Source organism: Microcoleus sp. Pol11C3 (assembly GCF_036701485.1).
Taxonomy (GTDB): domain Bacteria; phylum Cyanobacteriota; class Cyanobacteriia; order Cyanobacteriales; family Microcoleaceae; genus Microcoleus.
Genome location: NZ_JAUBQW010000008.1, coordinates 1 through 25,911, shown reverse-complemented (window position 1 = coordinate 25,911; position 25,911 = coordinate 1). Strand labels below are relative to the sequence as shown.

Below are 25,911 nucleotides of genomic sequence, written 5' to 3'. Positions count from 1 at the left end.
GAGCCAATAGCACCAGAGCTACTGCTATCAGTAGCGTTTCCAGCTTGTACCCGCCTAAATTTTAAAATAAAGTAGAAATTTCCACCTCGTAATTTTTAGCTGAAAGGATTAGCATATAAGGGTGACAGAACATTATCATCCCCTAAACTCATTAAAAGATGGCCATTGGTTCAAGCTGATCTGTGGGGCGAGCTTTCAACACCTGCCTTCTGTACGGAATCTCACCTTGGCTTACACCCTAGCAGGCGCTGACTGTATCGATGTCGCGGCAGATCCCGCCGCCGTCGCCGCAGCGAAAGAAGCCCTACAAGTGGCCAGCGAATTACAGGCAAGAACTCAAAACCGCAGGTTTGGCGGCAAAGGGTTGCCGTTGCTGATGGTGAGTTTAAACGATGGGGAAGACCCGCATTTTCGCAAAGCCGAATTCAACCCAGCCGATTGTCCGGCGGACTGCTGGCGGCCGTGCGAAAAAATATGTCCAGCCGAAGCAATAGTTTTTCAGAGTGCTGACAGGGGTTTTTCCGGGGTGATAGACCAGCAGTGCTATGGCTGCGGTCGCTGTCTGCCGATTTGTCCGAGCCAACTGATTTATACTCGTTCTTACGTGTCTGCTCCCAGCGCGATCGCACCTTTAATCTTGCAATCCGGTGCCGACGCCCTAGAAATCCACACGCAAGTAGGCAGAGAGGCAGATTTTGCGCGACTTTGGTCGAGCATAGCTCCCTGGGTCGCTCAACTCAAGGTAATAGCAATTAGTTGCCCCGATGGAGACGGTTTGATTGATTATTTGCGGACACTCTATCAAATAATTTCCCCTCTTCCTTGTCCCCTAATTTGGCAAACGGACGGTAGGCCAATGAGCGGAGATATCGGAACAGGAACTACTAGAGCCGCGGTCAAACTCGGTCAAAAAGTTTTGGCTGCCCAGTTGCCGGGATACGTGCAACTTGCAGGCGGCACTAATGCTCACACTGTCAGCAAGCTCAGAGCCGAGGGACTGATGAGGGAGGATCGGAAAAATTTGTCCATTCCTGATACCCCACACATTGCAGGTATAGCTTACGGCAGCTATGCCAGGGTTTTGCTATCGCCAATTTTAGAACAATTAGAAACAATGCAGACCGATCGAGCCTATGCCGTTCCGGTTGCAGCCGCTTGCAGCGCAACCGAAGCTCAAACACCTCGGTTGACTCAGCTCGAAGCCGTCCCAGAACTTCTTTGGGAGGCCGTGAGTTTAGCTCGTTCTCTAGTTTCCCAGCTCAAAGAATTTTAGTCATTGGGAATTGGGAATTGGGAATTGGGAATTGGGAATTGGGCATTGGTACTAATGACTAATGACTAATGACTAATGACTAATGACTAATGACTAAAAAGTTGAAAACGTCACCGAACACATCGAGGCGAATGCAGATTACAGACGACCTCAACAGATTATTAGACATCGTGCCAGATGAGATCCGGCAGCCCTTAGAGCAGCACCCGCAGCGCAACAATCTCATTGAGATTGTCATGGATTTGGGCCGCCAACCTGAAGCTCGTTTTCCATCCTTGGCCGAACCTCTTTCCCAAACGCCGGTTTCCAAGGCACACCTCAAATATTGCATCGAGCGAGTCGGCCACTTCGGCGGCGACAATCGAGCCGGTATCGAGCAAACCCTGCACCGAATTAGCGCCCTTCGCAACCGCAGCGGCGAGATTATCGGCTTGACTTTGAGGGTGGGCCGCGCTGTGTTCGGGACGATCGGCATAATCCGCGATTTGGTGGAAACCGGTCAGTCAATTTTGATGCTCGGCCGCCCCGGGGTTGGCAAAACCACGGCCCTGCGGGAAATTGCCCGCGTGCTCGCCGATGACTTGGAAAAACGGGTGGTAATCATCGACACCTCCAACGAAATTGCCGGAGATGGAGATATTCCCCACCCAGCGATCGGCAGAGCTCGCAGAATGCAAGTTTCCCGTCCCGAACTCCAGCACCAAGTCATGATCGAAGCAGTGGAAAACCATATGCCGCAAGTGATCGTGATTGACGAAATCGGCACGGAGCTCGAAGCTTTGGCGGCTCGGACGATCGCGGAAAGGGGCGTGCAGTTGGTCGGTACCGCCCACGGGAACCGGATCGAAAACTTGATGAAAAACCCGACTCTGGCAGATTTAATTGGGGGCATCCAAGCGGTGACGCTGGGAGATGACGAGGCGAGACGCCGCGGTTCTCAAAAAACGGTTTTGGAGCGCAAAGCACCGCCAACTTTTGAAATTGCCGTCGAAATGCTGGAACGCCAGCGCTGGGTAATACACGAGCGAGTTGCAGATTCGATCGACACTCTGCTGCGGGGACGCGAACCCAACCAGCAAATCAGAAGTGTCAGCGACAGTGGAGAAGTAATTATCGAGCGCGAGTCGGCCGCTCCCCCCGCCCGGTTTCCGGGGATGGCAGCTTCCAGCGGCCCGGCTGCTGTATCGCCAATCCGCCCCGTCACACCGATCTCTGGGTGGCGGAGTGCTGGCAAAATGGTGCCGATGCCCGCTCCCAGCGAGAACTTCGCTGCTAAGAGCGCGCCGGTGGCTGAGACTCGGTATTTCGAGCAACTGCTCGAAGAATCCCTGTCGATCGAACCAGTACCCCAGCAGCGCGGACGTTATTCCCAAAACGTCGGCCCTAACGGCGAAGATTTACCCCTCCACGTTTATCCTTATGGCATAGCTCGCCACCAGCTCGAACAGGTGATTTCGACGCTGAATCTGCCGGTGCAGTTGACGAAGGATATTGAAAGTGCTGACGTGGTTTTGGCTTTGCGATCGAACGTGCGGAACCAGTCAAAATTAAGGCACTTGGCCAAAACTCGCCAAGTTCCCCTGCACACAATCAAGGCCGGCACTATTCCCCACGTAGCGAGAGCTTTGCGGCGCCTGTTGGACATGGATGACCCAGGTACCCCGGAAGTGGCAGACCTCGCCTTATTCGCCCGCAGCGGTTCTTCTGACGAGCTCGAAGCCCTCGAAGAAACCCGCTTGGCTGTCGAGCAAATTGTCATTCCCAAGGGACAGCCGGTGGAACTCCTGCCCCGTTCTCCCAACGTCCGTAAAATGCAGCACGAACTGGTGGAACACTATCACCTCAAATCCCACTCTTTTGGGGAAGAACCCAATCGCCGCCTGCGGATTTTTCCAGCTTAAAGTTGGAGATAGATGCTTTTGAAGGCAGAAGGTAGAAGGCAAACGGCCGAATTTTTTCCTGGCTTCTGTTTTCTACCTTTTGCCTTTGATATCATGCCCGCTAAATTCACGATAATTTTTGTGGGGGGGATTTACGCCTGATCTGTAAAAGGGGCAGTAGCTAAGCGTCAACTTGCCCCGACCCGAATCGTGGGGTCGATCGACCGGACATGATATTATTTGCGTAGGTATCTTTTTGGTGAGTGCGATCGGCTCAAATGCCTAGCCCCTCCCCCATTACCAATTCCCGATAATAGCAGATTCTACCTAAACAAATTTAGCAGGGTTGATATGAATGATGCACAAATTAACCTATTTATTCAATTAATTGCGGCTCACATGGGTTTACAAATTCGCCCGCAAGATAGAGCTGGTTTATGTCAAAAACTTTTAACTCGGATGAAAGCTGTAAAAATACCCTTTCCCGAGAAGTATTATCAAATCTTAGCCGATCCGAGTCTGAAAAGCCAAAGCGAATGGCGAGAACTATCGTTGCTGTTGACGACCAACGAAAGTTATTTCATGCGGGACAAAGGACAGTTTTCTCTACTGGAAAAAGTTATTCTCCCGGAATTAATTGCTCACAAATTAAAATTGTACGAGACATTGGGAATTAAGCCAACGCTGCGAATCTGGAGTGCTGGCTGCTCAACTGGTGAAGAACCTTATTCTTTAGCTATTATTTTAAAACAGCTAATTCCTGATTGGAAAAAATGGAAAATTTTAGTTTTAGGTAGTGATATCAATCAAGAAGTAATAGAAAAAGCGCAGCGAGGAATTTATAGCCTTTGGTCGTTTCGCTTGATTGACCCGGAACTGCAAAGGCAGTATTTCGAGAGGCGGAAAATCGATTGGAAAATCGACAGGAATTTGTGCCAAGTAGTTAGCTTTAGCTGTGTAAATTTAGTGACCGAGAATTTTCCTAATATTCACACAGATATTAATAACATGGATTTGATACTGTGCAGAAATGTTTTTGTTTATTTTGAAGATAAATATATTTCACAGGTATTGAAAAAGTTTGCCAAGACGCTGAGACATGGAGGATATTTAATGACTGGTCACGCTGAAGTTCACAATCACGTGATGGACGATTTTCAACCAAAAGTTTTCCTGCAGTCGGTTGTTTATCAAGCCAAGAATGTCCTAGGGGAGGAACTAGGTAAAATAGAGCCTTTGATTGCATCACCATTCAAGGCAAAATCGGCGTTTGGGGAATCGGGAAAGGCAGGGAAAGTTGAGGACGACAGCGGTCAGTTGCTACCGAGACTAACCCTGCTAGCTAGTTTTGCTAACGGCAAGCTTGCGGATATCGGGTCGCTGTTAACAGCAGATACTGGGTTGGTAAATACGCTGGGAACTCCCTATGTGGAGAGAGATTTGGCGGGTAAGGATGGGGCATTTTTATATCCTATTGTAGAAAAGAAAATTCAAAAAACTTATTTAATGCTAATTTTAGAAGCCAAAGACTGCTTGAAGAATAAAGATTATACTGAGGCGATTGACAAGGCAAAACAGGCGTTATCCCTCCAAACTCAGACTTTTGATGCTGATTATTTGTTGGCGAGGATTTATGCAAATTTAGGTAAGTATTCTCAGGCGATCGAACACTGCAACCGAGCTAGCAAAGCAGATGCTATGTCAGTATTTCCTTATTATTTGCAAGCTCACATTGCTGAAGAACAGGGCGATTTGGAAAAAGCTAAATTATTCTTGAAAAAAACTATTTATCTTTGCCCATATTTTGTTTTAGCTTATCTAGAACTAGGGAATATATACAATAAAGAAGGTAAGCTACATATAGCTATTAAAATGTACAACTCATCTTGCGAGCTTCTCCAAAAACTACCGCCCAATACTCTGATCGAGCAGGAGGGAAAAATGACAGCGAGTCAAGTATTGATGGATGTGAAAAAAAAATTGGTAAAATTGTACAGCCAACAAAACTAATGCGCTGGGAGAACCTAAAAACCTGGTTTATTTGTAGATGCCTCGCTGCCTAACCCAATACGATCGTAGAAACCGGTTTTTTTTCGCAAGTCCTAGTAAATAAAGTGTCAAAGTAAATATGGAAACTAAGCCGTATCTTATATTTAAACAGAACGGTTTGCTCTACGGTGTAGAAGTCGGCTGCGTTCGGGAAATTTTCTTTCTGCCGGAGCTGACACGCATCGCCGAAGCGCCTCAAGATATTGTAGGGGCGATCGATCTCAGGGGCGAAATTCTGCCCGTGATGGATCTGAATCTCCGTTTGGGATATCTCTGGCAAGAATATTGTTTGACAAATAGCGTGATCGTCATAGAATGGCAAGAATTTCGAGTTGCTATCATTGTCAATGAAGTTAGCGAAGTCAAGCATATCCCCGAAAACGCGATAACTCCGCAGCTATCTTACGGGGGAGAAAAGGCAGGGGCGTCGCATCGTTTTGTAGCTGGATTTGCCCGCTGTGAAGCCGATATTACCATGCTGCTCAATCTCGATCGTTTAATTCGATATTCTCCCGAAAAAACAGAGGCCCAAATGCCAGTTTCTGCAAGCGGTGCAGGCTCTTGGGCTGCCGCAGGCAAGGTAGATGGCAAAAATTTGCCGTTAGAAAGAGATCCAAAATTGTTAGCGGAAGATGCTAAAGTTTTGAGCCAGCCTCACGTTTTTTGCCCGAATGCTACGCCGGAAGAAAAGGCAATTTTTAGAGCGCGAGCTGACAATTTGAGGCTATTGGGCGATCGCGAAAATTCTGCTGCAATTAATATGTCGCTGGCCCTCGTTGTTTTGAACGGCGAATACTTTGGTATTAATCTAGAGGTAGTGCGCGAATTTACTGACATTCGCCAAGTAACTCCGGTTCCTTGCACTCCCGATCGCATTATTGGAAATATGAATTTGCGCGGCGAGATTCTGACGCTAGTAGATATTCGGAATGTTTTAAATATGTCGGCGGATACAAAATCTTTATCTAAGGCGATCGTTGTTGAAATTGAAGATGTGGTGGCAGGTATAGTTGTTGACGAAATCTTAAATATTATATATTTGAATGGGGCAGAGCTTGCAGCTATTCCTGCTGCAATAAATTTGGCAAACCGCGAATATCTGCAGGGTACCACTTTTTACGAAGAAAAAATTATCGCTGTTCTCAACTTGCAAAAATTGCTGACAAAAGGGGGAATTGTTGTTGATGAGGAGGTTTGAAAAAAGATATTTTAGCCGGGAATCGGGTCGCGCCTCCACGAACAAGTCCGCCCCACCGGAAACCAAAGAAAAGATAGTAATAAGCTGGCGCGCATCTATTTGTACACTTATTTAGATTTAAACTTTTGTGGGTAGGCTTCGATGTCGCCCTAAAAATAAAATCTGAATGCTGCAACAGGTTAGAACAAAATTTGCTATGATACTATTTTATCTTGTCCCTGTACGGCATTTATCCCAGAAGTTGCCAGATTATTTCAATTGCCAGCACGGGACTCCTAGCCACTATCGCAGCCTCATAACATTACTAAGGGAAATGCTATCTTAAATGGAGAAAAAAAAGATGTTTGCTAAACTTAACAATTTAAACATTAGAAACAAGATGCTGCTCGGATATCTAGGGCCAGCAGCTATATACTTAGGGTTTCCCCTAGTAGTTATCTTTACTACAAATCAGGTGTTGAAAACTTTCCAAGAAACGGAAAGGGTACAGCACGTACTCGGAGAAACAACTAATATATCCCTAGGTGCCGAGCAAATGATACGGGGGCTACGTGGGTATTTAATTAATAAAAGTAATGATTCTTTAACGGATTTTCACACAGGTGCAGAGTTAGCTCAGCAGTCGGCGGATAATGTAGCGCCGACCGTTAAAGATCCCGAACAGAGAATTCGTTTGCAGAGGATGCGAGAGCTAGTCAAGCAATATTATGATGGTTGTAACAAAGACATTATTCGCTTAGTGCTGCAAAATCAGACAGCGAAAGCCATCGCTGTATTTAATACACAAAAGTACAAAAATGTAGTGAATGAATTTTTGAAAGTGAACCTGGAATTTCGGGAAACCGAATTAAGTTTGGTTAAGCAAAAAACGCAACTGACGAAGCAAGCTTTAAGCTTTTTGGTATCGACGCTGCTGGTTGGTTCGTTGCTGTTAGTGCTGTTTGGTGCGGGTATAGCTTGGCTGATTTCGTCAGGAATTGTGGCAACTATCGATCGCGCCATTAGTTCTATCGCGAGTTCTTCCACTGAGATTGCAGCAACAGTTGAAGAACAGGAACGCATGGCAACACAGCAAGCAGCTTCAGTCAATCAAACTACTACGACGATGGACGAATTGGGCGCATCTTCTAGGGCGACTTCACAGCAGATAGAAACTGCTGCATCTCAAGCAATGCAAGCTTTAACTTTAGCGGGCGCAGGTACAAAAGCTGTCGAAGAAACTTTAAAAGCAATGGCAACCCTGAAAACTAAAGTGCAGGATATGCAAGGGCAAATTATGCAGTTGAGCGAGCAAACCAATCGCATTGGTAATATCTCAACTGTAGTTAGCGATTTGGCAAATCAAACTAATATGTTAGCGCTAAATGCTGCGGTGGAAGCAGTGCGGGCGGGTCAACACGGCAAGGGTTTCGGCGTTGTGGCATCAGAAATTCGCAAACTTGCCGATCGCAGTAAAAAATCTGCCACGCAAATTAATCTGTTAGTTACTGATATTCAGAAAGCGATTAATTCAACGGTAATGGTGACAGATGAAGGTACTAAAACTGTGGAAGCTGGGGTGAAGATTGCATTAGAAACCACTGCGGCATTTGCCGGAGTGGCTAATGCAATTAACAACGTGGTTGTGAGTTCTCAGCAAGTTTCGCTGAATGCCAAACAGCAAGCGATCGCGATCGAACAAGTGGTGGAAGCTATGAACTCTCTCAACCAAGCAGCGGCACAAACGGCTTGCGGTATCACTCAAACTAAAGTCGGTACTCAAAAATTGAATGAAGCTGCTTTAGATTTAAAAGCAATTGTTTAGAAGTGCGATCGGTTCTGATCGTCTTGAAAAATAATGCAACGGTAGGCAAGCTCCCAAGCCAGATACTAATGAGTGATTCCCAACTTTTGAATTTTTTAATCTAAAATCTAAAATTTAAAATCTAAAATGGTATGAGCGATCAGTTACGATCAAATAAAATAAAAATTTATATTAAAGAATTAAAGCGATTGTTTGCGCGATCGCGATTCAGGATGTAGTTGAAGCCGTTAACTATCTCAACCTAACAGCTCAGGAAACTGCCACTGGCATTTCTCAAGTAAACCTCGGCACCGAACACGTAAATCAAGTAGCCCAAAATCTCCAATCAGCACTGTAGGAATAAGGAAGATTAATTACCAATTCCCAATTACCCATGACCAACTATCCCTTACCTATTAGCAATTTTTAATGATCCATACATTTTTCAAAAGAATTAAACACCGACTACTACTGCTCCTAATTTTAAGTACCTTGATTCCAGTATCTCTTGTAGGCTGGTATGGAATTTCTTCTTCTGCAGCAGCACTGCAAACTTTAGCATTGAGTCACCTTGCTGAAAGTGTCGTCTCCAGCGGAGGGCAAATTGTTAACACTTTGGAAAATATGAGTGACGATGTTTTGTTCTTCCGCAAATGCCCCCCTCTTCTAGAAATGATAAGAGCTAGAGAGGGAAATGGAGTAAACGTAGAAACTAATTCAACTTATCAAAGTTGGGTCGAGCGAATGCAAATCCTATTTTCATCAATGATGGAAGTCAAGCCATATTATATGCAGTTGCGTTACATAGATGAGAAAGGTAACGAGCGAGTGCGCCTAAATTCTGACGGCAAAAATATAAAAATTATTCCCGATTCCCAACTGCAAAATCAAGCTCATAGGGATTACTTTTACTTAACTATGAAGCTCAAACCTGGAGAAATCTATGTGTCTCAATTCAATCTGAATCAGGAACGCGGTAAAATAGAAATTCCTTACAAGCCAACAATTCGCCACGCTACTCCAATTTTTGATACCAAAGGAGAAAGAAAAGGCATTTTGATTTCTAATTCTTTGGGGAACAGTCTCATCGATAGAGTTAAAGAGATAAATAATGAAAATTCAGCTCAAGCTTTTATGGTAAATCAAGATGGTAACTATATCTACCATCCTAATCCTACAAAAGAATGGGGTTCTGACAAAAAAACCGATGAAAATCTCCACAAAGATTATTCAGCCGACCTAGTTACTAAAATACTTTCCGGTGGTCAAGGCAATATAGACCTCAGCGATCGAGTTATTAGCTATAATACAGTTTTTCCCACCAAACAAAATAACAAAAATTTTCTGGTTATTGTGAATCAAGCACCTAAGAGTTCGCTTTTTGCTTCTATTTTTATTTTACAAAAAGTAGCGGCGATTATTACTATATTTTCCCTAGGTATTGTGCTGGCATTAGGATTGTTTATGCTGGGAAAAATGGTTAAGCTAATTCAGAGATTGGTTTCCCAAATCTCTGCATTTTCAATCCAGATAGTATCTAATATGAACGAGCAAGAGCAAATAGTCAGCCAGCAATTTGTCTCAGTTAATGAAACAACTGCAACTTTAGAAACTTTGGGCAGATATTCTCAGCAAACAGCCGAGCAAGCTGAGGCTGTTGCCGCCGCAGCTCGCCAAGCTTTAAATCTCGCGGAAGAAGGCACTCAAATGGTTGAGCAAACTCTCAATCAAATGCTGGGTTTGAGAGAAGCTGTGGTGGCAATTGCTCGGCAAAATCAGCGACTTAATGATAGCACAGCTCAGATTGGCAATATCTCGACTTTAGCAAGTTTGGTTAGCGATTTAGCCAGCCAGACGAATATCCTAGCTATCAACGCCGCCGTCGAAGCAGTCAGAGCGGGTGAGTACGGCAGAGGTTTGGCGGTGGTAGCAAGGGAAATTCGTAAATTAGCAGACGAAAGCCAAGAAGCGGCGCAAAAGATTAATGGTATTATTCCAGAGATTAAACGTGCGATCGACTCGACGGTGAAAGCAACAGAAGAGGGACGCAAAACAGCAGCAGCAGGGGTACAAACAGCACGAGATACGGCAGAAGCTTTTACGGGTGTTAGGGAAGCTTGCAATCTGGTGTTTGCCAGGAACCAACAAATTTCGTTTAATATTCAACAGCAGGCGATCGCTATTCAGCAAGTAGGTGATGCCATGAATTCTCTCAACCAAGGCGCATCTCAAACAGTCAGCGGCATTACTCAAGTCAAAATCGGCACTCAAAAACTAAACGAAGCTGCATTAAATCTCAAATCTGTAGTTTAGGGAAAAAGGAAGAACGAAGACTCGTCAGATCGCCTAGTCAAAGGGAGGAAGAAGGCAGAAGGCAGAAGGGAGATTAATTACGGATTACCAATTACAGATTATTGATGATCAATTACCGATTACCCAAAGATATATATGATTGAAGATCAAGAACTCCGAGATGTATTTAAAATCGCTAGTGAAGAACACTTGCAGAAACTAGACGAGGGATTGCTGTACTTGGAACAACACCCCGGGGACTCAGCTAAGTTAGAAGAATTGCTGCGGGAAACCCATTCTCTTAAAGGCGATGCTGGGATGCTGGCGGTAAAAAATGTAGCATCTTTAGCTCATCAAATAGAGCATATTTTGGGAGGCGTCAAGCGGGGAGAAACTCAACTCAATCCAGATATTAGCGATCGACTTTCGCAAGGTTTAGACGCCATCCGCAAACTTGTTGACGAAGCCATCACGGGCCAAGATTCCGGCGTCAATACATTTTACGTCCTCGCTAGCATGATGAGTGCTTCTAACAAGCCTCAGCCAGTCGCCATGACAGCAGAGCCAGAATCTTCACAAGTACCCGAACAAGAATTAGTAAAAACGCCATTTACTTATTCGGAAATGCCGCCACTAGAAACAAACACTATAACTTCTGCCGCCGCTAATTCAGATAATAATTCCTCTTTTTTTACGCTACCCTCCGAGCACGAATTACTGCAAGCTCAAAACTTACCTGCCGCTTCTGGACAAGCTGCTCCATCGGCTCCCGAGCCGACTGTTAGGGGTTCTTCTAGTTCGTCTTACCGCATCGAAACAATTCGCGTTACTACCCAAAATTTAGACGATTTAATGACTCAAGCTGGGGAACTTACGGTTACTACAAATAGGCTAGTACACCGACTTGCTGAGATCGAAAAGCTTACAGATTTGTGGGAAGATTGGAGCCGAGAAGCTTTTATAAATCGGTTAGAGCTTCATCAGATAGAAACTGATAAAATAGAAACTGATAAAAATGCGTCTCAACAAAACACGATATTCATACAGTTACAGAATTATTACCAGCGTACAGAAGAACATTTAGAACTTCTGGGCTCTCTAGTAAAGCAATTGAAAAATCGAGTTGATGAAGATACGGGCAGACTAGAATTAATTACGGAGGGATTAGAATCAGGAATTCGCACTCTCAGACTGCTGCCTTTGTCTACTATTTTTAATCTATTTCCCAGAGCGGCTAGAGACTTGGCGAAGCGGGAAGGAAAACAAGTTCAATTAGTAATTGAAGGGGGAGAAACTCTAGCTGATAAACGCATTTTAGAAGAAATGAAAGACCCTTTGATGCACATGATTCGCAATGCGATCGACCACGGCATCGAGACAACCGCCGAACGCGAAAAGCTCGGCAAACCTCCCGGTGCTACTCTCCGAATTAAAGGCTACCATACTGCTAGCAACATTATCATTGAAGTTGCTGATGATGGGCAGGGGCTGAATCTTGATCGCATTAAACAAACTGCTGTCAAACGCAACATCTGCACCCCGGAAGAACTTGCAGTTATGACAGAAAACCAAATTCAATTACTGATTTTTGCTCCCGGTTTTTCAACCAGAACATTTGTTACTGAAGTCTCTGGCAGGGGGGTGGGTCTAGATGTAGTTCGGGCTAATGTTGAAGCACTAAAAGGCACCATTCAAGTTGAATCTATCTCAGGACAAGGATGCACTATTAGGCTGCAACTCAGCACGTCGCTAGCTACTGCCAATGTATTAATTTGTAGGGTTAAATCTATTGCGTATGCCCTGCCAATTAAGTTTGTAGAAATGGCAATGCTGGTGGCTAGTTCTGATATTTTTACAGTCGAAGGTAAGGAAACGATAATTTGTAATACTCAGCCAGTATCAGTTGCTTATTTAGTAGATTTACTAGAATTGAATAATAGAGGAGGGCTACCTAACAATCTGGAATTGAGACCGGAAAGTTGGCAAGAATTAAACAGGGAAATAATGGGAGAATCTCTGACATCAAATTCTCCGAAAAAGTCTTGTATTATTTTGAAAGTTGGGGAGGAAAAATTGGGATTATTTATAGATGATTTGATTGAGGCACAGGATGTGGTGATTAAACCCCAAAGTCAATTGCTGAAACGGGTACGAAATGTTTCAGGTGCAACGATTCTCGGCACGGGGGAAGTTTGTATGGTACTCAATCCCCACGATTTGATAAAATCTGTACGCCAGCAAGTTTCGCCGCGTGCGGTTTCTGGTGTCCGATCGCCCATTGAGACGGTCAGCCGAAAACAAGTTATACTTTTAGCAGAAGACTCCATCAGTACCCGCACTCAAGAAAAGCGCATCCTCGAAGGTGCGGGTTACGAAGTTGTCACAGCGGTTGATGGATTGGATGCTTTCCATAAATTAAAAACTCGCTACTTTGATGCAGTGATTTCTGACGTGCAAATGCCAAATTTAGACGGTTTGGCGCTAACTATTAAGATTCGGGAGCAAAAAGAATACAGTGAGTTGCCAATAATTTTAGTGACATCTTTGGCGTCGGATGAAGATAGAAAAAGAGGGGCTGATGCCGGGGCAAATGCTTATATTCCTAAAGGTACATTCAATCAAGATGTGCTGGTAGAGACACTAAAACGGTTAGTTTAGTCATTAGTCCTTAGTAATTAGTTATTAGCCATTGGTTATTTACTACCAATTAGCAATGCCCAAGGCCCAATGTCCAATGAAAAATTCCCAGTGCATGGATGCCCAATTTCTCATTTCCAATTTCCCATCCCCAATAATTTCCCAACAAAGTGATGTTATCGCCCATTAAAATATTGTTAGTTGAAGATTCTCCAGTAGTTACGATCGTCCTCAAACGAATTTTTGATTCCTCGCCAGAAATCCAAGTTGTAGGAACCGCTTCCAATGGATTAGAAGCACTAGAATTAATCCCGAAAGTTCATCCAGAAGTAATCTGTACGGATTTGAATATGGCGCCAATGAATGGGCTAGAATTCACACAAGAAGTAATGAAGAAATATCCACTACCAATTTTAGTAATTAGTGCTTCTGTACAAATTGGTGATACTCAGAATGTATTTCAACTGTTAACGGCTGGTGCATTAGATGTTTTTCCGAAACCGATTAACGGGTTGGTATCAGATTATGCTCGTCTGGCAAATCAATTAATAGCTAAAATTAAAATACTCTCAGGAGTTAAAGTATTTACACGGCATCCAAAAATGGTAGAGACAGAAAATTATAACAAAAGTGTAAAAATTAGCCAAGTACCAGTTCCTAATTACAAATTTTCCAACGAAAATGTTAAATCTCCAGCTATTAAAGTATTGGCTATAGGGGCTTCTACAGGGGGGCCTCAAGCACTGTACGCGATTATTTCTAAGCTTCCGGCTAATTTTCCCGTGCCTGTAATTTGCGTCCAGCACATCAGTGAAGGTTTTTTGCAAGGATTAGTTGATTGGCTGGCTGGTGAATCTAAACTGGCTGTAAAAATAGCTGGTTTGGGGGAATTACCGCAAGCGGGTATTGTTTATTTCCCGCCAGAAAAACGTCATTTAGAATTGGATTCTCAAGGGCGTTTTATTTATTCTCAATCTGATAATGTCGTGGGACATTGCCCCTCAATAACGGTAACATTTAAGTCAGTTGCTAAAGTTTACGGTCGGGCTGCGGCGGGAGTTTTGCTGACAGGAATGGGTAGAGATGGTGCGGACGGAATGTTGGCGATCGCCCAAATCGGCGGCTTGACCATTGCTCAAGATGAAGCTAGTTGCGTTGTTTTCGGGATGCCCAAAGAAGCGATCGCTCTCTGTGCCGCCCAATATATTCTACCTGTCAGCGCGATCGCTCCTCTACTCCTGGCAAAATTAAAAATTTAGGACTGACCCCCCAAATAGTGAACAATACCCCGCCCCCCGACTGGTTAAAGAAGTCGGGGTTCTAAAGGACGATCGCAACTTTTTAGTTCATTAATTACTCAAATTACTTCATTAATTACTCAAAACTAATTTTTTTTCTAAGTTCGATTATTTGATTTTGATAAACTTACCAATTACCTCGCGCAATTTATCAGCATCAAACGGCTTAGTTAAATACTCGGTTGCTCCCGCCAAACGCCCCTGTACCTTATCAAAGGCTCCATCTCGCGCTGTCAGCATTATGATCGGCAAATTCTGAAACTGAGGCAAGCTGCGGACAGTGCGGCAGAGTTCCAATCCGTCAATACCAGGCATTGAAACATCGAGCAACAAAACCGAAATTTGTTCGTGATAAATCGTTGACAAAGCATCCACTGCATTGTCGGTTACGAGAACTCTAAACTCTTTGCTTAAGGCCTGTTTAACAAGTCCTTGCATCACGACACTATCATCAACTGCCAAAATAGTTGGTATTTGACTACTACTTGCACACATATTCTTCTCCCTGTTTATTTATATTTGTTGAAAATACAAAACATAATTCCCCGGGTCATTTTTTGAGAGTTGCCTCTGGGCAATAATTGCCAGGCCCGTTAGACCGTTAGTAGAAACTTTACCCCTGTTTTTTTACTTCAAACTCGAAAAAAGGGATTGGGAGAATGGTCGATCGGCGATTACAACAGTTGCCAAATGTGCATCCGGGCCCATAAACCCTAGACGGTCGAGTTAGATAAACTATTGTTACAAATTTTAACATCTTAGCAATCTTTTGTAGTTAATCTCCTAACTGTAGTTGAACAGCAGGCTGCGGCACAGCTCGGTAAAGGACACTGGTATTGTGGCACAAGTCCATGATTTAAATTTACCAGCAAGCCAGCTACCTAGGATTAGACAAGTCTGTTAAAATACTCTTAAACTGATTAAAAAATTCTAGATAAGCAATCGCCATATATTTTGGAAAGGTGCTTCCTCCCAACAGAGGCTCTTAGATTTAGAGAGCCGGAGGTATTCAAAAGCATAGTCAACTGGAAGTATAATTAATACAGTATTAGATCAGGGGTGGTCTAACTCCCATAACTCAAAAGTTTCCCTGTCAGTCAAGAGGTTAGTCTGAGTTCGGCGCCAGCCTGCGCGGGACTTGCGCCCACATTCTCCCAGCACAAAATTCATAGCTTGTTTTTCAAGGGAAGTATTGAGAAGGGCGGTTGGCACCAACTAGACGGGCAGTTACACATGATAAAAGCACCCTTGCCTCTTGGTAAAAAAAGTGTTCAAGCTTCATAACATCGACTTATATCAGCTTCTTGGCTCTGCTCCAGAGGTTTGCTTGGACAATTTGGTCGGCTTGGCAGCTCATATCAGCGGAACTCCTATTGCTTTCTTGAGCTTGATTGACGGCAACCGCCACTGGTTGAAGTCGCAGTTAGGTCTCGATCGAACTTTGGCCGATCGTTACCTGAATTTTTGTGCTGGCGCGGTTGACCGAACTCCCGAAGAGTTCGCCGTTGGCTCAAACTCAAACTCGGAATTTGACTGGGCAATTTCCCTGCAAAAACCGCCAGTGGCTCCCGAATCTGCGATCGAACCCCCTGCAAATTCCTTTAAGGAACCGCCCGCAGCCATTGTCCGAGACGCTTCCACAGACGTGAGATTTGCCGAGCATCCGCTGACCGTTTTCTACCCCTTCGTGAAATTTTACGCCGGAATCCCAGTCGTCACCTCAGATGGGCAGATGCTGGGAGTGCTATCGGTCATGGACTCCGTGCCGAGAGACTTGACAAAAGAAACGATAGAAGCTATAGAAGCTTTGGGTCGGCAAGTTGCGAGTTTGGTGGATCTGCGCTGGCAATTAGTCCAAGCCCAGAAACAGTTGCCAGAAGTAGAAGATATCACCTCGGACACCCAGCAAATCTCGGAGTCAGTTCGTGGCTCGAACCGATCCAGCTTGTGTGCCGTACAGACGCCACAGAGCGGCACGAGAATATACCGAACAATAAAGCTCCCGACGCTCGGGCCAATCGGCAAATCTCAATATTTGTGGGAAAATTCAGCGGGCATCGCGCAGGCTCCCGAGCCCAAACAAATCCGAGAAATCGTTGCCCGATCCCAGGACACCTCCCAGGGCCAACTAACGGCAGCCCCGCTACAAGAGCTCACGCGCTTGGGCACCCTGCAAGTTAAAGTCGGTGCAGCCCTTGGACAAGGCGGGAAACTATCGGCCATCCTAAACCGCTGCACCGAGGCAATGGTAGAGTACCTCGACGCCACAGGGGCGAGCATCTGGACGTTCAACCCGCAGACAGAGCAGTTAGAATTGCAGGCCAATTCAGGACTCAGCAGCGAAGAGTGGGCAGGGGAAAGAGAAGATTGGGTGCGAGCAGAACCGGGAAAACTCCAAACGGCTCCTGTATGCCTAATGTCGAACCGGTCTCTCTGCGCCATTGCCTATCCGCTGATTGTCGAGGAGCGGCTGGTGGGAGTGATGGTTCTATGCAGTAGCGCTTTGACAAGCGACGGAGCGCTAGAAGTTCTGGGCTGCCTGGCTAACGTCATCGCCGTGGCGATCGATCGCCACGCGGCCCGAGAAGAATTGTTGAGCCGCCGCGACGGCCTGCTGTTGGGCCTCGCCAGCCAGATGCGGAATTCCCTCGACCTCGACAAAATTTTAGATACGGCTGTCAACGAAATTCGCAGCTTGTTGCAGGTTGACCAGTGCTACTTTTTGTGGTATTCAATCTCGCGAGACGGGCAGCCAAGCTTTGCAATCACCCACGAGGCGGCAAATCCAGAACTGAAAGAGCGGCTCACAGAATACCCGATCGAACAAGTAACCCTGCTGGCCCAGAAAATTAGCAACCGTCAAACCCTCCGGATCGGGGACGCGGCAACAGCACTGTGCATAGAACCGCCCACACGAGCTTTTTTGAGCAGTCTCGGGATTGTTTCTAACCTGCTGCTGCCACTCAAGACTCGCTCCGGTCAAATGGGTGCTGTAGTTTGCAACCATTACAGCAGCCACCGTTCCTGGACGACGAGCGAAGTGGAATTGCTGCAAGCGGTGGTTGATCAACTGGCGATCGCGATCGACCAAGCCGAACTCTACGCCCAAACCCGGGCGGCAGCCTTAGCCGCCCAAACTCAAGCCCGCCAACTGACGGAAACTTTGCAGCAGTTGCAGCAGAAAGAAGCTCAGCTCATCCAAAACGAAAAAATGTCCTCTCTCGGTCTAATGGTCGCCGGCGTCGCCCACGAAATTAACAATCCGGTTAATTTTATTTATGGCAACTTGACTTATTGCAAGCAGTACATGAAAAATTTGCTGGATTTGCTGCACTTGTATCAAAAGCACTACCCCGATCCTTGCCCCGAAATTATCGAGAAAAACGAAGAAATCGATGTTGATTTCATGGTGCCGGATTTGCTGAAAATTCTGTCTTCAATAGAGATGGGAACTGAACGCATCCGCCAAATTGTCCTGTCTCTGCGGAACTTCGCGCGGCATGACGAAGCAGAGATGAAGCTGGTGGACATTCACGAAGGGATGGACAGCACGCTGCTGATTTTGCAGAGCCGCTTGAAGTCAAATGGGCTAATACCAGAAATTGAGGTAATTAAAGACTACGGCAACTTACCGAAGGTAGAGTGCTATCCCGGACAGCTAAACCAAGTATTTATGAATATTTTGGCGAATGCGATCGACTCTTTGGAAAATCAGCCCCCACCCAAGACGATCAAAATCTCGACGGCGGTGGTGGCCCCAAACTCGGAGGCTGGTGAGTCAGGAAAGTCGAGCGGTCAAGTTGTGGTGATTCGGATTCAAGACAGCGGACCCGGATTGGCAGAAAAAGCTAAATGCCACTTGTTTGACCCTTTCTTTACCACTAAACCTGTGGGCAAGGGTACGGGACTCGGCTTGTCTATCAGCTACCAGATTGTGGTGGAAAAACACGGAGGAAGCTTGAACTGTATCTCGAAACCTGGACAGGGAGCAGATTTCAGTATTGAAATCCCGGTAGCTCGCCCCCGTGCGATCCAAGAATAAACCTGCAGGCGATCGGTTTCCAAAAGATTTTTTAAATTTTATTGTCAAAATGCTTGACAGATTGCGGTGTTTGAATGTTAAGATAGTGAAGGTTAAGACGTTGGGGCGTCGCCAAGTGGTAAGGCAGCTGGTTTTGGTCCAGCCATTCAGAGGTTCGAATCCTTTCGCCCCAGTTAAATTGTGTCCGGTCAATAAATTGTTTAACTCATCGTTTAGAGTTAGCTCTTGACAGACGATAGAAAAACGACTTCCTAACTACAAACCTAATTAGGACTTGCTCACAGGATAGAAGAAATCGGCTTTCTTGCTGCGGGTTTTACCTAAAAGCCTAGATTTGTGGTCAAGAAATTGGTTTTTTTGGTCGTCAGTACCCATTTTTCGCAGAAACCGTTGTTTGTGCGTAATATCACTTCTGAGTGCGCCGGAATTGTAAAATCGAGTCAACATTCAACACTCATATCAAATCCGGTTGCATTGGAATGATTAAACCGCTCTTGACGCCGAAAAAACAGAGAAAGAGAACAGAGATATGAATAATTCGGATGCTACCGAATTTGATATCAACCATCCTTCAGTTTTTCCACTAACAGTCAACAGTCAACAGTCAACAGTCAATCGGCCCTACTCAATATCACTCCTAACTGCTGGGCCCGCGAGCGTTTAGCCGATCGAACACGTATCGGGAAATTGCTGGAAATGCTGTTTCGTCCTTGGAATAAGCCGGATCGTCGGCGAAAACAACTAAAATATAAATCGCGCGATCGTCTAAAGTTCTGACAAATGCCGCTTCGCTGCGGGATGTGGAAGTATAGCCCACTTTGGAACCAAAATAAATATTAGTTGGTAAAGATTCGCCGAGAAATCCTTGTATCGAATTGCTGGGGTCATTTTTCCATGCCTTGGGGTCCAAGTCTCTCGTTAACAAGTAAGCCATTTTGCGGCTGGCGATGCTAGAAACCGCTTGTCTAGTATAGATTTCATACATTAATCTGGCGGCTTGGTCGGTAGTTACTTGATTGCGAATCGGCTGAGAAGCATCGCCCCGCAATTGCAAGTCGCGACCGATTGGACCTTCTTGCCTCAAATAGTATATGGGATAATTTTTGGTGCTTATACGAATATCATTGTAGCCTGCTGACTGGAAAAATGTGTTAATTTGAGTGCGCTTTTTCAGCCATGTTTGCAACTCTTCTCCTGCGAGCCGTCCGCCGGATTTTGTATCTGTGAGTTTGTCTAAAAGCCTGCTGGCAGCATCATTGTTGGAGACGCGAATCATTTGTTCAAGGTCATCTTTAAAGGCCGACTCTCTTTGCGTAATTATGCCTTTTTCTATGGCTGAGTAAAAGGCGGCCATCCAAAATAACTTGGCAACGCTAGCGGGAAATCGGAGAGTTTGATTTTGATATCCGGCAAAGGTGTGAGTTTTGGAATTGCTGACATCAAATAAGGTAATTGATAGCCGTTCTGCCGGCAATCCTTTGCTGGTTGCAATTTTCACAGATTCATCCACAATCCCTTGCAATTCTTGAGAGTAAACGGGATTGGGAGGTGTTTTGATGTTGTAGCTAAAGGTAGGCTCGCTTTGACGATCGGCTAAATTTTCCGATGTTTGAATTGTCGGCGGCGAGAGTGCTTCTTGAGGCGAGACGGCCTGTTGAGGCAAAATGACTGGGGGTTCTGGGGGACGGCGAATTCTGAAGGGCATTGTGACGAGCCAAAAAAACGCGATCGCCCCGGCAATTAAACACAAAATGTTACGGTATTTGAGCCGAGAAAATTTCGTCCTCACTCGGCGACGAGACGGGACTGGGCCTTCGCTGCTTTGGCGACGGGGCCCGACTAGGCGCTGGCTGCTTTGGGGTCGGGATTGGATTATACCTCTTGCATGAATCTTTGCTCGATCGGTCAACCGCAGATACAAGGCAGATGAACGCAGATTAACCCAGATAATTTCAAGAATTGAGAGCGACTTTTGCAACAAGTCTATTGGGCGTTGGGTCTGGATTGGGCGACGAGATGGGACTGGACGCTCCCTGCTTTGGCGTCGGGACTGGACTGGACGCTCGCTGCTTTGGCGTCGGGACTCGATTGGGCGTTGGGGCCCGATGGGGCGGCGTCGGCGTTCTACTTGCATTACAGTGTTGTGGTATCAAACTCGCACGATCAGTTTATAATAGGGCGGCATCTAAATGACAAGTGTATCGATCTAGTCCGCTGTTGCCAATTTCATCTGTCTACTAGGCTGATTGAGACTTCTAGTAATTGTAAAATTTTCAGGATAGCACTGAGTTGAAGCAAAATCCTTTGAAAAATATGAGAATTTTTTGGAGTCTGGCGGTTTTGGGATTTGCGATCGTCGGCGTGAATAATTCTTTGATACCTGATGTTTGGGCATTTCAGTCTCAATCTGCTACGGGATATGTTGTCGATAGACAAACAGCAGAAAAGGGCGCGGATGTAGCGTTTTCCTTGAGGGGAGAAAGCGAAAATCTGAAAGTAACAAACAAGCAAACTGTTTCCAGTTTTCCGAGTATGTTGTGGGACTTCAACAATTTAGCGGAAATTTCCTATTCCGAATTGCTGAAGGTGCTGGCGAGACGACCAGACTCAAATAATACAGAGAGAGAAACCGTTGCACAACCAGAAGACATAGCACGTTTTGAAAAGGTTGTACAGTATGCAAAACAACAAAATTTGCACGATCGCTCGATCGGAGAAATCGTCCAGGCGATCGCCGATAATTTCCGAGGAAAGCCCTACGCCGAGGGTTTGCTGGACAAATCCGGCGAAGAGAAGTTGCTCGTAACTTTGAATAAATTTGATTGTGTTTTATTTGTAGAAACCGTTTTGGCGATCGCCAGGGGCGTAGCAGTACAAGATTACGACTATCAAAATTTTGTAAATCGCATAGAAGAACAGCGGTATGTAAACGGTAAAATTAACGGTTATTGTAGCAGATTGCACTATTTTTCCGAATGGATTAACGACAATCAAAAACGTCAAACTGTGGAAAATATCACCGCTGAATTAGGCGGAGTACCCATGAATAAAACACTAAATTTCATGAGCCAGCACCGCAGCAGTTACCCGCAAATGGTCAAAGACGAAGCAACTTATCAGTGCATTCTCAGCCAAGAAGCAGACTTAGCCAAAACTACTGTTAATTACATCCCGACAAATCAGATCAAAAGTCTTTATTCTCAGTTAAAACCGGGGGATATTGTAGCGGTAGCGACGGATCTTAAAGGATTGGATGTCACCCACACTGGTTTAGTCTACCGCAATGCTGACGGCAATATGGGTTTAATTCACGCTTCGCCGGCTGGGGAGGTGACAGTTGCTTACGACTTGCAGAGATATATTAGCAGAGTCGAAAGTGCGATCGGCATTGTAGTAGCTAGGGCGAGAACACCTAATTAAATTGGTTTGTGCTGGGAGGGTGCATCAGCTTGCATTATTTTAGCTGCAAATTCAAAATCTCTATACTTATTGCATAAATCTTCGATAATAATCAACAAACTGCAGATTGAAGGCAGATAAACGCAGATGAACGCAGATAATTTTAAGAAATTGTGGGATTTTGGTAAGAGGTATTCTGTGCTGATGAACCCTACAAACTATCTTGGGGGGTGGGCAGGCGAACCCACCCCGAATAGACAATTTAAATGCACAACAGCTTATTGAACAATTTCGCTGCGAGATACCTTACTATTTCTAGTGGGATTTGGGGTTAATTCCGGCGGCGAAACTTTAACACTTCCCCACTCATTCAAAAAGCTTTTCAGCAAAACCTCTTGCTGAGTGCGAAATGTCTCGACATTTTCCCCGCGATTCATAATCACAAACCACACTGTTTTTTGTTTTTGAGTTGGTAGCGCTCCGCCCAAAGCGCTAACATTATCCAACGTGCCAGATTTGACCACTGCTAATTTGGGAAGTGGCCGTTCTGACAGTATTCCTTTATCTTTCCCAACTACAGTTAAGACATCAGCAACTGTCATGCTGTAAGGTTCAAGATAGCGTTCTAAAGCTATAAACAACGCGCAAGCAGCCCGGGGAGAAATGAGATTTTCTTCGCTCAATCCCGAACCGTTGACGAGTTGAATTTCTCCGGGAGGAACTCCGGTTGCTGCTACTGCTTTTTGCGCGACTGTTTTGGCGCCGCCGACAGTATCAGCTAGCATATCTGCCATGAGATTGTTGCTGTACTGATTCATTTTTTTGATCAGTTCGGCAAGGGGCAAAGAATAATGTTTGACTAAAGGCTGCACGTCATTGGGAGGTGCTGGCAAAACTTTGACAGTACCCTCAATTGTTATTTGGGGTTTCGGCGTATTTGGAGGCAGTGTTTGATACTGGGCGGCGGCTTCGCTGGGCCAGATTTCACTGTTCAATCCTTGTTTGAGCAATTTTCCAGATGTGAGGGGATTTAATTCAAAATTCATGTAAAACTTATTGACAATTATCAAATTGCCAGTAACTCGCTTGATCCCTTTTTGATTTAAGGCGTTACCGAGGACGATCGCCTCTTCCCAAACAAACAACGGATCGGCGCTTCCCTGTACAATTAAATCGCCTTTTAATACGCCGTTTTCTATTTTTCCTGTTGTACCAATTAAGGTAATAAATTGATGTTCCGGCCCGAATTGTTGCAGCGCGACGAGAGATGTTGCTACTTTGGTAATAGAAGCGGCCGAGAGAGGAACTGTACCTTGATGATTGGCTAGCAAAGTATTGCCTGATTGCATCCAGATGCCTTGGTCTTCTTTGGCAAAACCTTGGGCGGCCAACCCGTTGAGATATTGCTGGATTTTGGTATTTGTGGGGGTTTCGGGATTGGTAGCAGAGACTATTAAGGGCTGAGGCTGACTTGGTTTAACTGGCGGCGGGGAAGATTCAGCTACAGGAGAGGGAGATGCAAGTTGGGGCGATTCAGTAGCTGCACATCCGGTGATAATTGTGAGAAGGGCGATCGAACTCGCAGCAGTCAAGTAGCGGTTTTTCAGCATTACTTTAATTTTTTTCATCAAATGTACGATCGTCTGTTCGGCACGCCCGATGGAAAGTTTAGCATTCTTCTCGCGCGTGGGGCGAGCCTCCGGATCTGCGTTACCAAACTCCCGAACCGCTAAAATTGCCTATCTTCTTCCTTCTCTAATCTTTATTCGCGCACTTCGCGTCTTCGCGGTTCGTTAAATATATCTCCTTGAAATGCTTCGGAAACCCATCTTCAGCGCCTGGGGCCTTCACCCCAGGCTGATCGCTCTCGCAAATTTTCGATAAACTGGTTTATCCAGCCATACTCCCTATACTCAGCGGCACCATTTCGCCGTGCATTGTCAGGCCTAATAACATTGGCCCGCCCGGTCGGATCAACTCTCCTGTAAGCGCGCAGCGTTCCTCTTGCTGTGCTGTGGCATTAATGCTGGCTCGAATATCCGATCGAGAAAACATCTGCCGATACTCTCCAGACTTCTGTTGCACGTAATTCCAGAGCAAATCTCGAATCAAAGCTTGATAGCCTTGATTGCCTGCGAGCTCTTTTAGTCTCTCTTTGAGTTCTTTTTCGAGTCGAATGCTGGTGACTTCCATTTCGGTGGTTGAGGTTCTAGGTAGGGTATGCATAATTTTTTCTCCGTGACGGGTGGACATATGTGTAATATCAGTGTAGTATGTTTACAGCTAGATTGAAAGCCTCTTAACCACCTTCTCCCTGCTGTGAAATTTCTCCCCACCTACTCCACCTATCAACTGAAGTGCGATCGCCCCACGGGTCGCTCCGAGTCGTTACGGCACGTCTTTAGCACGGGTTTGGCGACTGTCGCAGCGACCTCGTGGGCGGGCCGGGGCCTAAATAAACACGGTTATAGTGGATTAGGAGAAATTGCAGAAATTCATTACAACGAGGTAGACCAGCACGGTCTGCAAGTGGCACAGCCATATCGAGATACGCGAAGCGGGAGGTACAGCTAAACGACTGTACCAAGACAGGATGAAAATTTGCCTTTAGCAGTTTTTCTAGCCCCCGCTTCTAAGTAAGAGAAGCGGGGGCATTTGATTGGATATTTGAGAAATTCGATCCGCTTGGGGAACTGGGAAAAAACCAGATGTAGCCAATGCTGACGAAGCAAGCAAAATTCAAAATTTAAAATCTAAAATCCAAAATTGATGAGGAGGAGCAAGCCGTGAACGTAGTAACTGATGTATTGAGGCAATCTGTGGTGGTGTTTTCTCAGAATTACCTACCGATGAGCCGTGTCAACATCAAACGGGCGATCGTACTTTTGGTAACAGGCAAGGCTGAACCTCTGGATTTTAGCATCGGCAACGGCTGGCTGGTACGATCGCCCAGCACCAGCATCCACGTACCCGAACAAATCCGCTTGACTTTTGGTAACAGGGAACGCCTTTGGAAAGTACCCCCGGTCAATCGCCGGGAAGTTCTGCGCCGCGACGCTCATTCTTGCCAATACTGCGGTAGCAATCGGCATTTGACGCTGGATCACGTGATGCCTCGATCGAAGGGTGGCCCGCATACTTGGGACAACGTGGTGACGGCTTGCGAACGGTGCAACTCTCGTAAGGGCGATCGAACTCCCATAGAAGCTGGAATGTCTCTGCGAACTAAGCCGAAGGCCCCCATACACCCCACTGTTGCTTTTGCCGAACTGTTTTGGCACGAATACCAAATTGGGGAATAGGGCATGGGAAGAATTTTAGATTTTAGATTTTAGATTGATGCGTAATTCTCATCTAAAATCTGCCCTAACTCCCAATTACCAGTTCCCGATCGCCAATTTTCAATTACCAATTTTAAACTTTCAATTCCAAATTTAAGGCTGTCAATATGCTGAAGTTGACTTACACTGAAACGGGCTTTAACCTCGAGCGTTTGGCTCAATCTCCCGAACAGTTAGTGGCGCTGCGAGTTGTGCTGGCTATGCGAGTTGGTCAAAGCATCAGCGTCGAACCGAGCACTGCGGCATTTTTGCTGCCGGCGAATTTGCCAGCGCTGTCTCTGTTGGAATCTGAGGCCCGCCGAAACGACAACGATGCGATCGAGCTTTGTGTTGCTGATGCTGACTTTGTAGAAGTCACTCTGCGCGGTACGTGGATTTCTGGCGCGTCTGAGGGGGCTGACGGCGTGTTTGCGACTGTGTTGGGCGATCGGGCAGAGCTCTTGCTGCTCAAACTTTGGCTCGAAACTCAGGCTGCTGCGGAGGTTGTCGGGGAAGTCGGCGATTAATATCGGATGTTGAACAAGGAAGAGGGAAGAGGGAAGATTTCTCTCTTTCCCCCTCTCTCCTTATCTACCGTGTACACACAAGTTGATTCTGAGCTAGTTTCCATCCCAAAAAGATGGATTCAAACTGTCGGAGTCCATGAACAAGGGTAGGCATTCCGGGAGGTCTCTGAGAACTATAACCAGACCAACCCCCAAGTCGAGCAATCAACCAAG

General features: G+C 45.7%; 17 protein-coding genes, 1 tRNA gene and 1 pseudogene. 14 read left to right on the top strand and 5 right to left on the bottom strand.

Annotated elements, in window-relative coordinates:
- Positions 1-121: 121 nt before the first annotated feature.
- The 8 genes from ldpA (at position 122) to cheB (ending at position 14,371) form a co-directional block, all read left to right on the top strand.
- A complete protein-coding gene (gene ldpA / locus QUA40_RS03945; protein ID WP_333121947.1) occupies positions 122-1,273 on the top strand; it encodes a circadian clock protein LdpA in 1,152 nt (383 codons plus the stop codon).
- Positions 1,274-1,404: 131 nt separating this feature from the next.
- Complete coding sequence (locus tag QUA40_RS03940; protein ID WP_333122014.1) at positions 1,405-3,174, top strand: R3H domain-containing nucleic acid-binding protein; 1,770 nt, start codon at positions 1,405-1,407, stop codon at positions 3,172-3,174.
- A 330-nt stretch (positions 3,175-3,504) separates the two neighbouring features.
- Entirely contained in the window at positions 3,505-5,163 is a 1,659-nt protein-coding gene (locus QUA40_RS03935; RefSeq protein WP_333121945.1) for a CheR family methyltransferase, read from the top strand.
- A gap of 118 nt (positions 5,164-5,281) precedes the next feature.
- Positions 5,282-6,400, top strand: coding sequence for a chemotaxis protein CheW (locus tag QUA40_RS03930; RefSeq protein WP_333121943.1), 1,119 nt, complete (start codon positions 5,282-5,284; stop codon positions 6,398-6,400).
- 340 nt (positions 6,401-6,740) lie between these two features.
- Positions 6,741-8,204, top strand: coding sequence for a methyl-accepting chemotaxis protein (locus QUA40_RS03925; RefSeq protein ID WP_333121942.1), 1,464 nt, complete (start codon positions 6,741-6,743; stop codon positions 8,202-8,204).
- A gap of 471 nt (positions 8,205-8,675) precedes the next feature.
- A complete protein-coding gene (locus QUA40_RS03920; RefSeq protein ID WP_333121940.1) occupies positions 8,676-10,496 on the top strand; it encodes a methyl-accepting chemotaxis protein in 1,821 nt (606 codons plus the stop codon).
- 135 nt (positions 10,497-10,631) lie between these two features.
- Complete coding sequence (locus QUA40_RS03915; protein WP_333121938.1) at positions 10,632-13,133, top strand: hybrid sensor histidine kinase/response regulator; 2,502 nt, start codon at positions 10,632-10,634, stop codon at positions 13,131-13,133.
- Positions 13,134-13,285: 152 nt separating this feature from the next.
- Entirely contained in the window at positions 13,286-14,371 is a 1,086-nt protein-coding gene (gene cheB, locus QUA40_RS03910; RefSeq protein ID WP_333121936.1) for a chemotaxis-specific protein-glutamate methyltransferase CheB, read from the top strand.
- Positions 14,372-14,518: 147 nt separating this feature from the next.
- Here the strand turns inward: cheB and QUA40_RS03905 are convergent, their stop codons facing one another.
- Complete coding sequence (locus QUA40_RS03905; RefSeq protein ID WP_333121934.1) at positions 14,519-14,905, bottom strand: response regulator; 387 nt, start codon at positions 14,903-14,905, stop codon at positions 14,519-14,521.
- A gap of 772 nt (positions 14,906-15,677) precedes the next feature.
- On the opposite strand from QUA40_RS03905, the gene QUA40_RS03900 reads away from it, so the two are divergent.
- Both QUA40_RS03900 and QUA40_RS03895 read left to right on the top strand, forming a co-directional pair.
- Complete coding sequence (locus tag QUA40_RS03900; protein ID WP_333121932.1) at positions 15,678-18,452, top strand: GAF domain-containing protein; 2,775 nt, start codon at positions 15,678-15,680, stop codon at positions 18,450-18,452.
- 101 nt (positions 18,453-18,553) lie between these two features.
- Positions 18,554-18,625, top strand: a tRNA-Gln gene (locus QUA40_RS03895).
- A gap of 464 nt (positions 18,626-19,089) precedes the next feature.
- On the opposite strand, the gene QUA40_RS03890 is transcribed toward QUA40_RS03895, so the two are convergent.
- On the bottom strand, positions 19,090-20,586 hold the full coding sequence (locus QUA40_RS03890) for a serine hydrolase (protein ID WP_333121930.1): 1,497 nt from the start codon (positions 20,584-20,586) through the stop codon (positions 19,090-19,092).
- A gap of 179 nt (positions 20,587-20,765) precedes the next feature.
- Between QUA40_RS03890 and QUA40_RS03885 the strand changes: the two genes are divergently transcribed.
- Entirely contained in the window at positions 20,766-21,872 is a 1,107-nt protein-coding gene (locus QUA40_RS03885; RefSeq protein ID WP_333121928.1) for an N-acetylmuramoyl-L-alanine amidase-like domain-containing protein, read from the top strand.
- A gap of 257 nt (positions 21,873-22,129) precedes the next feature.
- On the opposite strand, the gene QUA40_RS03880 is transcribed toward QUA40_RS03885, so the two are convergent.
- Positions 22,130-23,479, bottom strand: a complete 1,350-nt coding sequence (locus tag QUA40_RS03880) for a D-alanyl-D-alanine carboxypeptidase (protein ID WP_333121926.1) — start codon at positions 23,477-23,479, stop codon at positions 22,130-22,132.
- Positions 23,480-23,741: 262 nt separating this feature from the next.
- Positions 23,742-24,077 carry a ribbon-helix-helix domain-containing protein gene (locus QUA40_RS03875; RefSeq protein ID WP_333121924.1) on the bottom strand — a complete coding sequence of 112 codons (336 nt, stop codon included), beginning with the start codon at positions 24,075-24,077 and terminating at the stop codon, positions 23,742-23,744.
- A gap of 93 nt (positions 24,078-24,170) precedes the next feature.
- Between QUA40_RS03875 and QUA40_RS03870 the strand changes: the two genes are divergently transcribed.
- The 3 genes from QUA40_RS03870 to QUA40_RS03860 all read left to right on the top strand — a co-directional run bounded on the left by QUA40_RS03870 (position 24,171) and on the right by QUA40_RS03860 (position 25,698).
- Positions 24,171-24,425 carry a hypothetical protein gene (locus QUA40_RS03870; RefSeq protein WP_333121923.1) on the top strand — a complete coding sequence of 85 codons (255 nt, stop codon included), beginning with the start codon at positions 24,171-24,173 and terminating at the stop codon, positions 24,423-24,425.
- Positions 24,426-24,637: 212 nt separating this feature from the next.
- Positions 24,638-25,153 (top strand): HNH endonuclease, encoded by a 516-nt coding sequence (locus QUA40_RS03865; protein WP_333121920.1) that lies wholly within the window; start codon positions 24,638-24,640, stop codon positions 25,151-25,153.
- Positions 25,154-25,299: 146 nt separating this feature from the next.
- On the top strand, positions 25,300-25,698 hold the full coding sequence (locus QUA40_RS03860; protein ID WP_333121919.1) for an alr0857 family protein: 399 nt from the start codon (positions 25,300-25,302) through the stop codon (positions 25,696-25,698).
- Between the two features lie 64 nt (positions 25,699-25,762).
- Here the strand turns inward: QUA40_RS03860 and QUA40_RS03855 are convergent.
- Positions 25,763-25,911: pseudogene (locus QUA40_RS03855) on the bottom strand (IS4-like element ISSysp3 family transposase); the annotation flags it as partial.

Coding starts and splice junctions, on each gene's coding strand:
- QUA40_RS03885 (WP_333121928.1), top strand. CDS start 20,766: ATGAGAATTTTTTGGAGTCTGGCGGTTTTGGGATTTGCGATCGTCGGC.
- cheB (WP_333121936.1), top strand. CDS start 13,286: ATGTTATCGCCCATTAAAATATTGTTAGTTGAAGATTCTCCAGTAGTT.
- QUA40_RS03940 (WP_333122014.1), top strand. CDS start 1,405: ATGCAGATTACAGACGACCTCAACAGATTATTAGACATCGTGCCAGAT.
- QUA40_RS03905 (WP_333121934.1), bottom strand. CDS start 14,905: ATGTGTGCAAGTAGTAGTCAAATACCAACTATTTTGGCAGTTGATGAT.
- QUA40_RS03935 (WP_333121945.1), top strand. CDS start 3,505: ATGAATGATGCACAAATTAACCTATTTATTCAATTAATTGCGGCTCAC.
- QUA40_RS03930 (WP_333121943.1), top strand. CDS start 5,282: ATGGAAACTAAGCCGTATCTTATATTTAAACAGAACGGTTTGCTCTAC.
- QUA40_RS03875 (WP_333121924.1), bottom strand. CDS start 24,077: ATGCATACCCTACCTAGAACCTCAACCACCGAAATGGAAGTCACCAGC.
- QUA40_RS03925 (WP_333121942.1), top strand. CDS start 6,741: ATGTTTGCTAAACTTAACAATTTAAACATTAGAAACAAGATGCTGCTC.
- QUA40_RS03915 (WP_333121938.1), top strand. CDS start 10,632: ATGATTGAAGATCAAGAACTCCGAGATGTATTTAAAATCGCTAGTGAA.
- QUA40_RS03880 (WP_333121926.1), bottom strand. CDS start 23,479: ATGAAAAAAATTAAAGTAATGCTGAAAAACCGCTACTTGACTGCTGCG.
- QUA40_RS03860 (WP_333121919.1), top strand. CDS start 25,300: ATGCTGAAGTTGACTTACACTGAAACGGGCTTTAACCTCGAGCGTTTG.
- QUA40_RS03890 (WP_333121930.1), bottom strand. CDS start 20,586: ATGCAAGTAGAACGCCGACGCCGCCCCATCGGGCCCCAACGCCCAATC.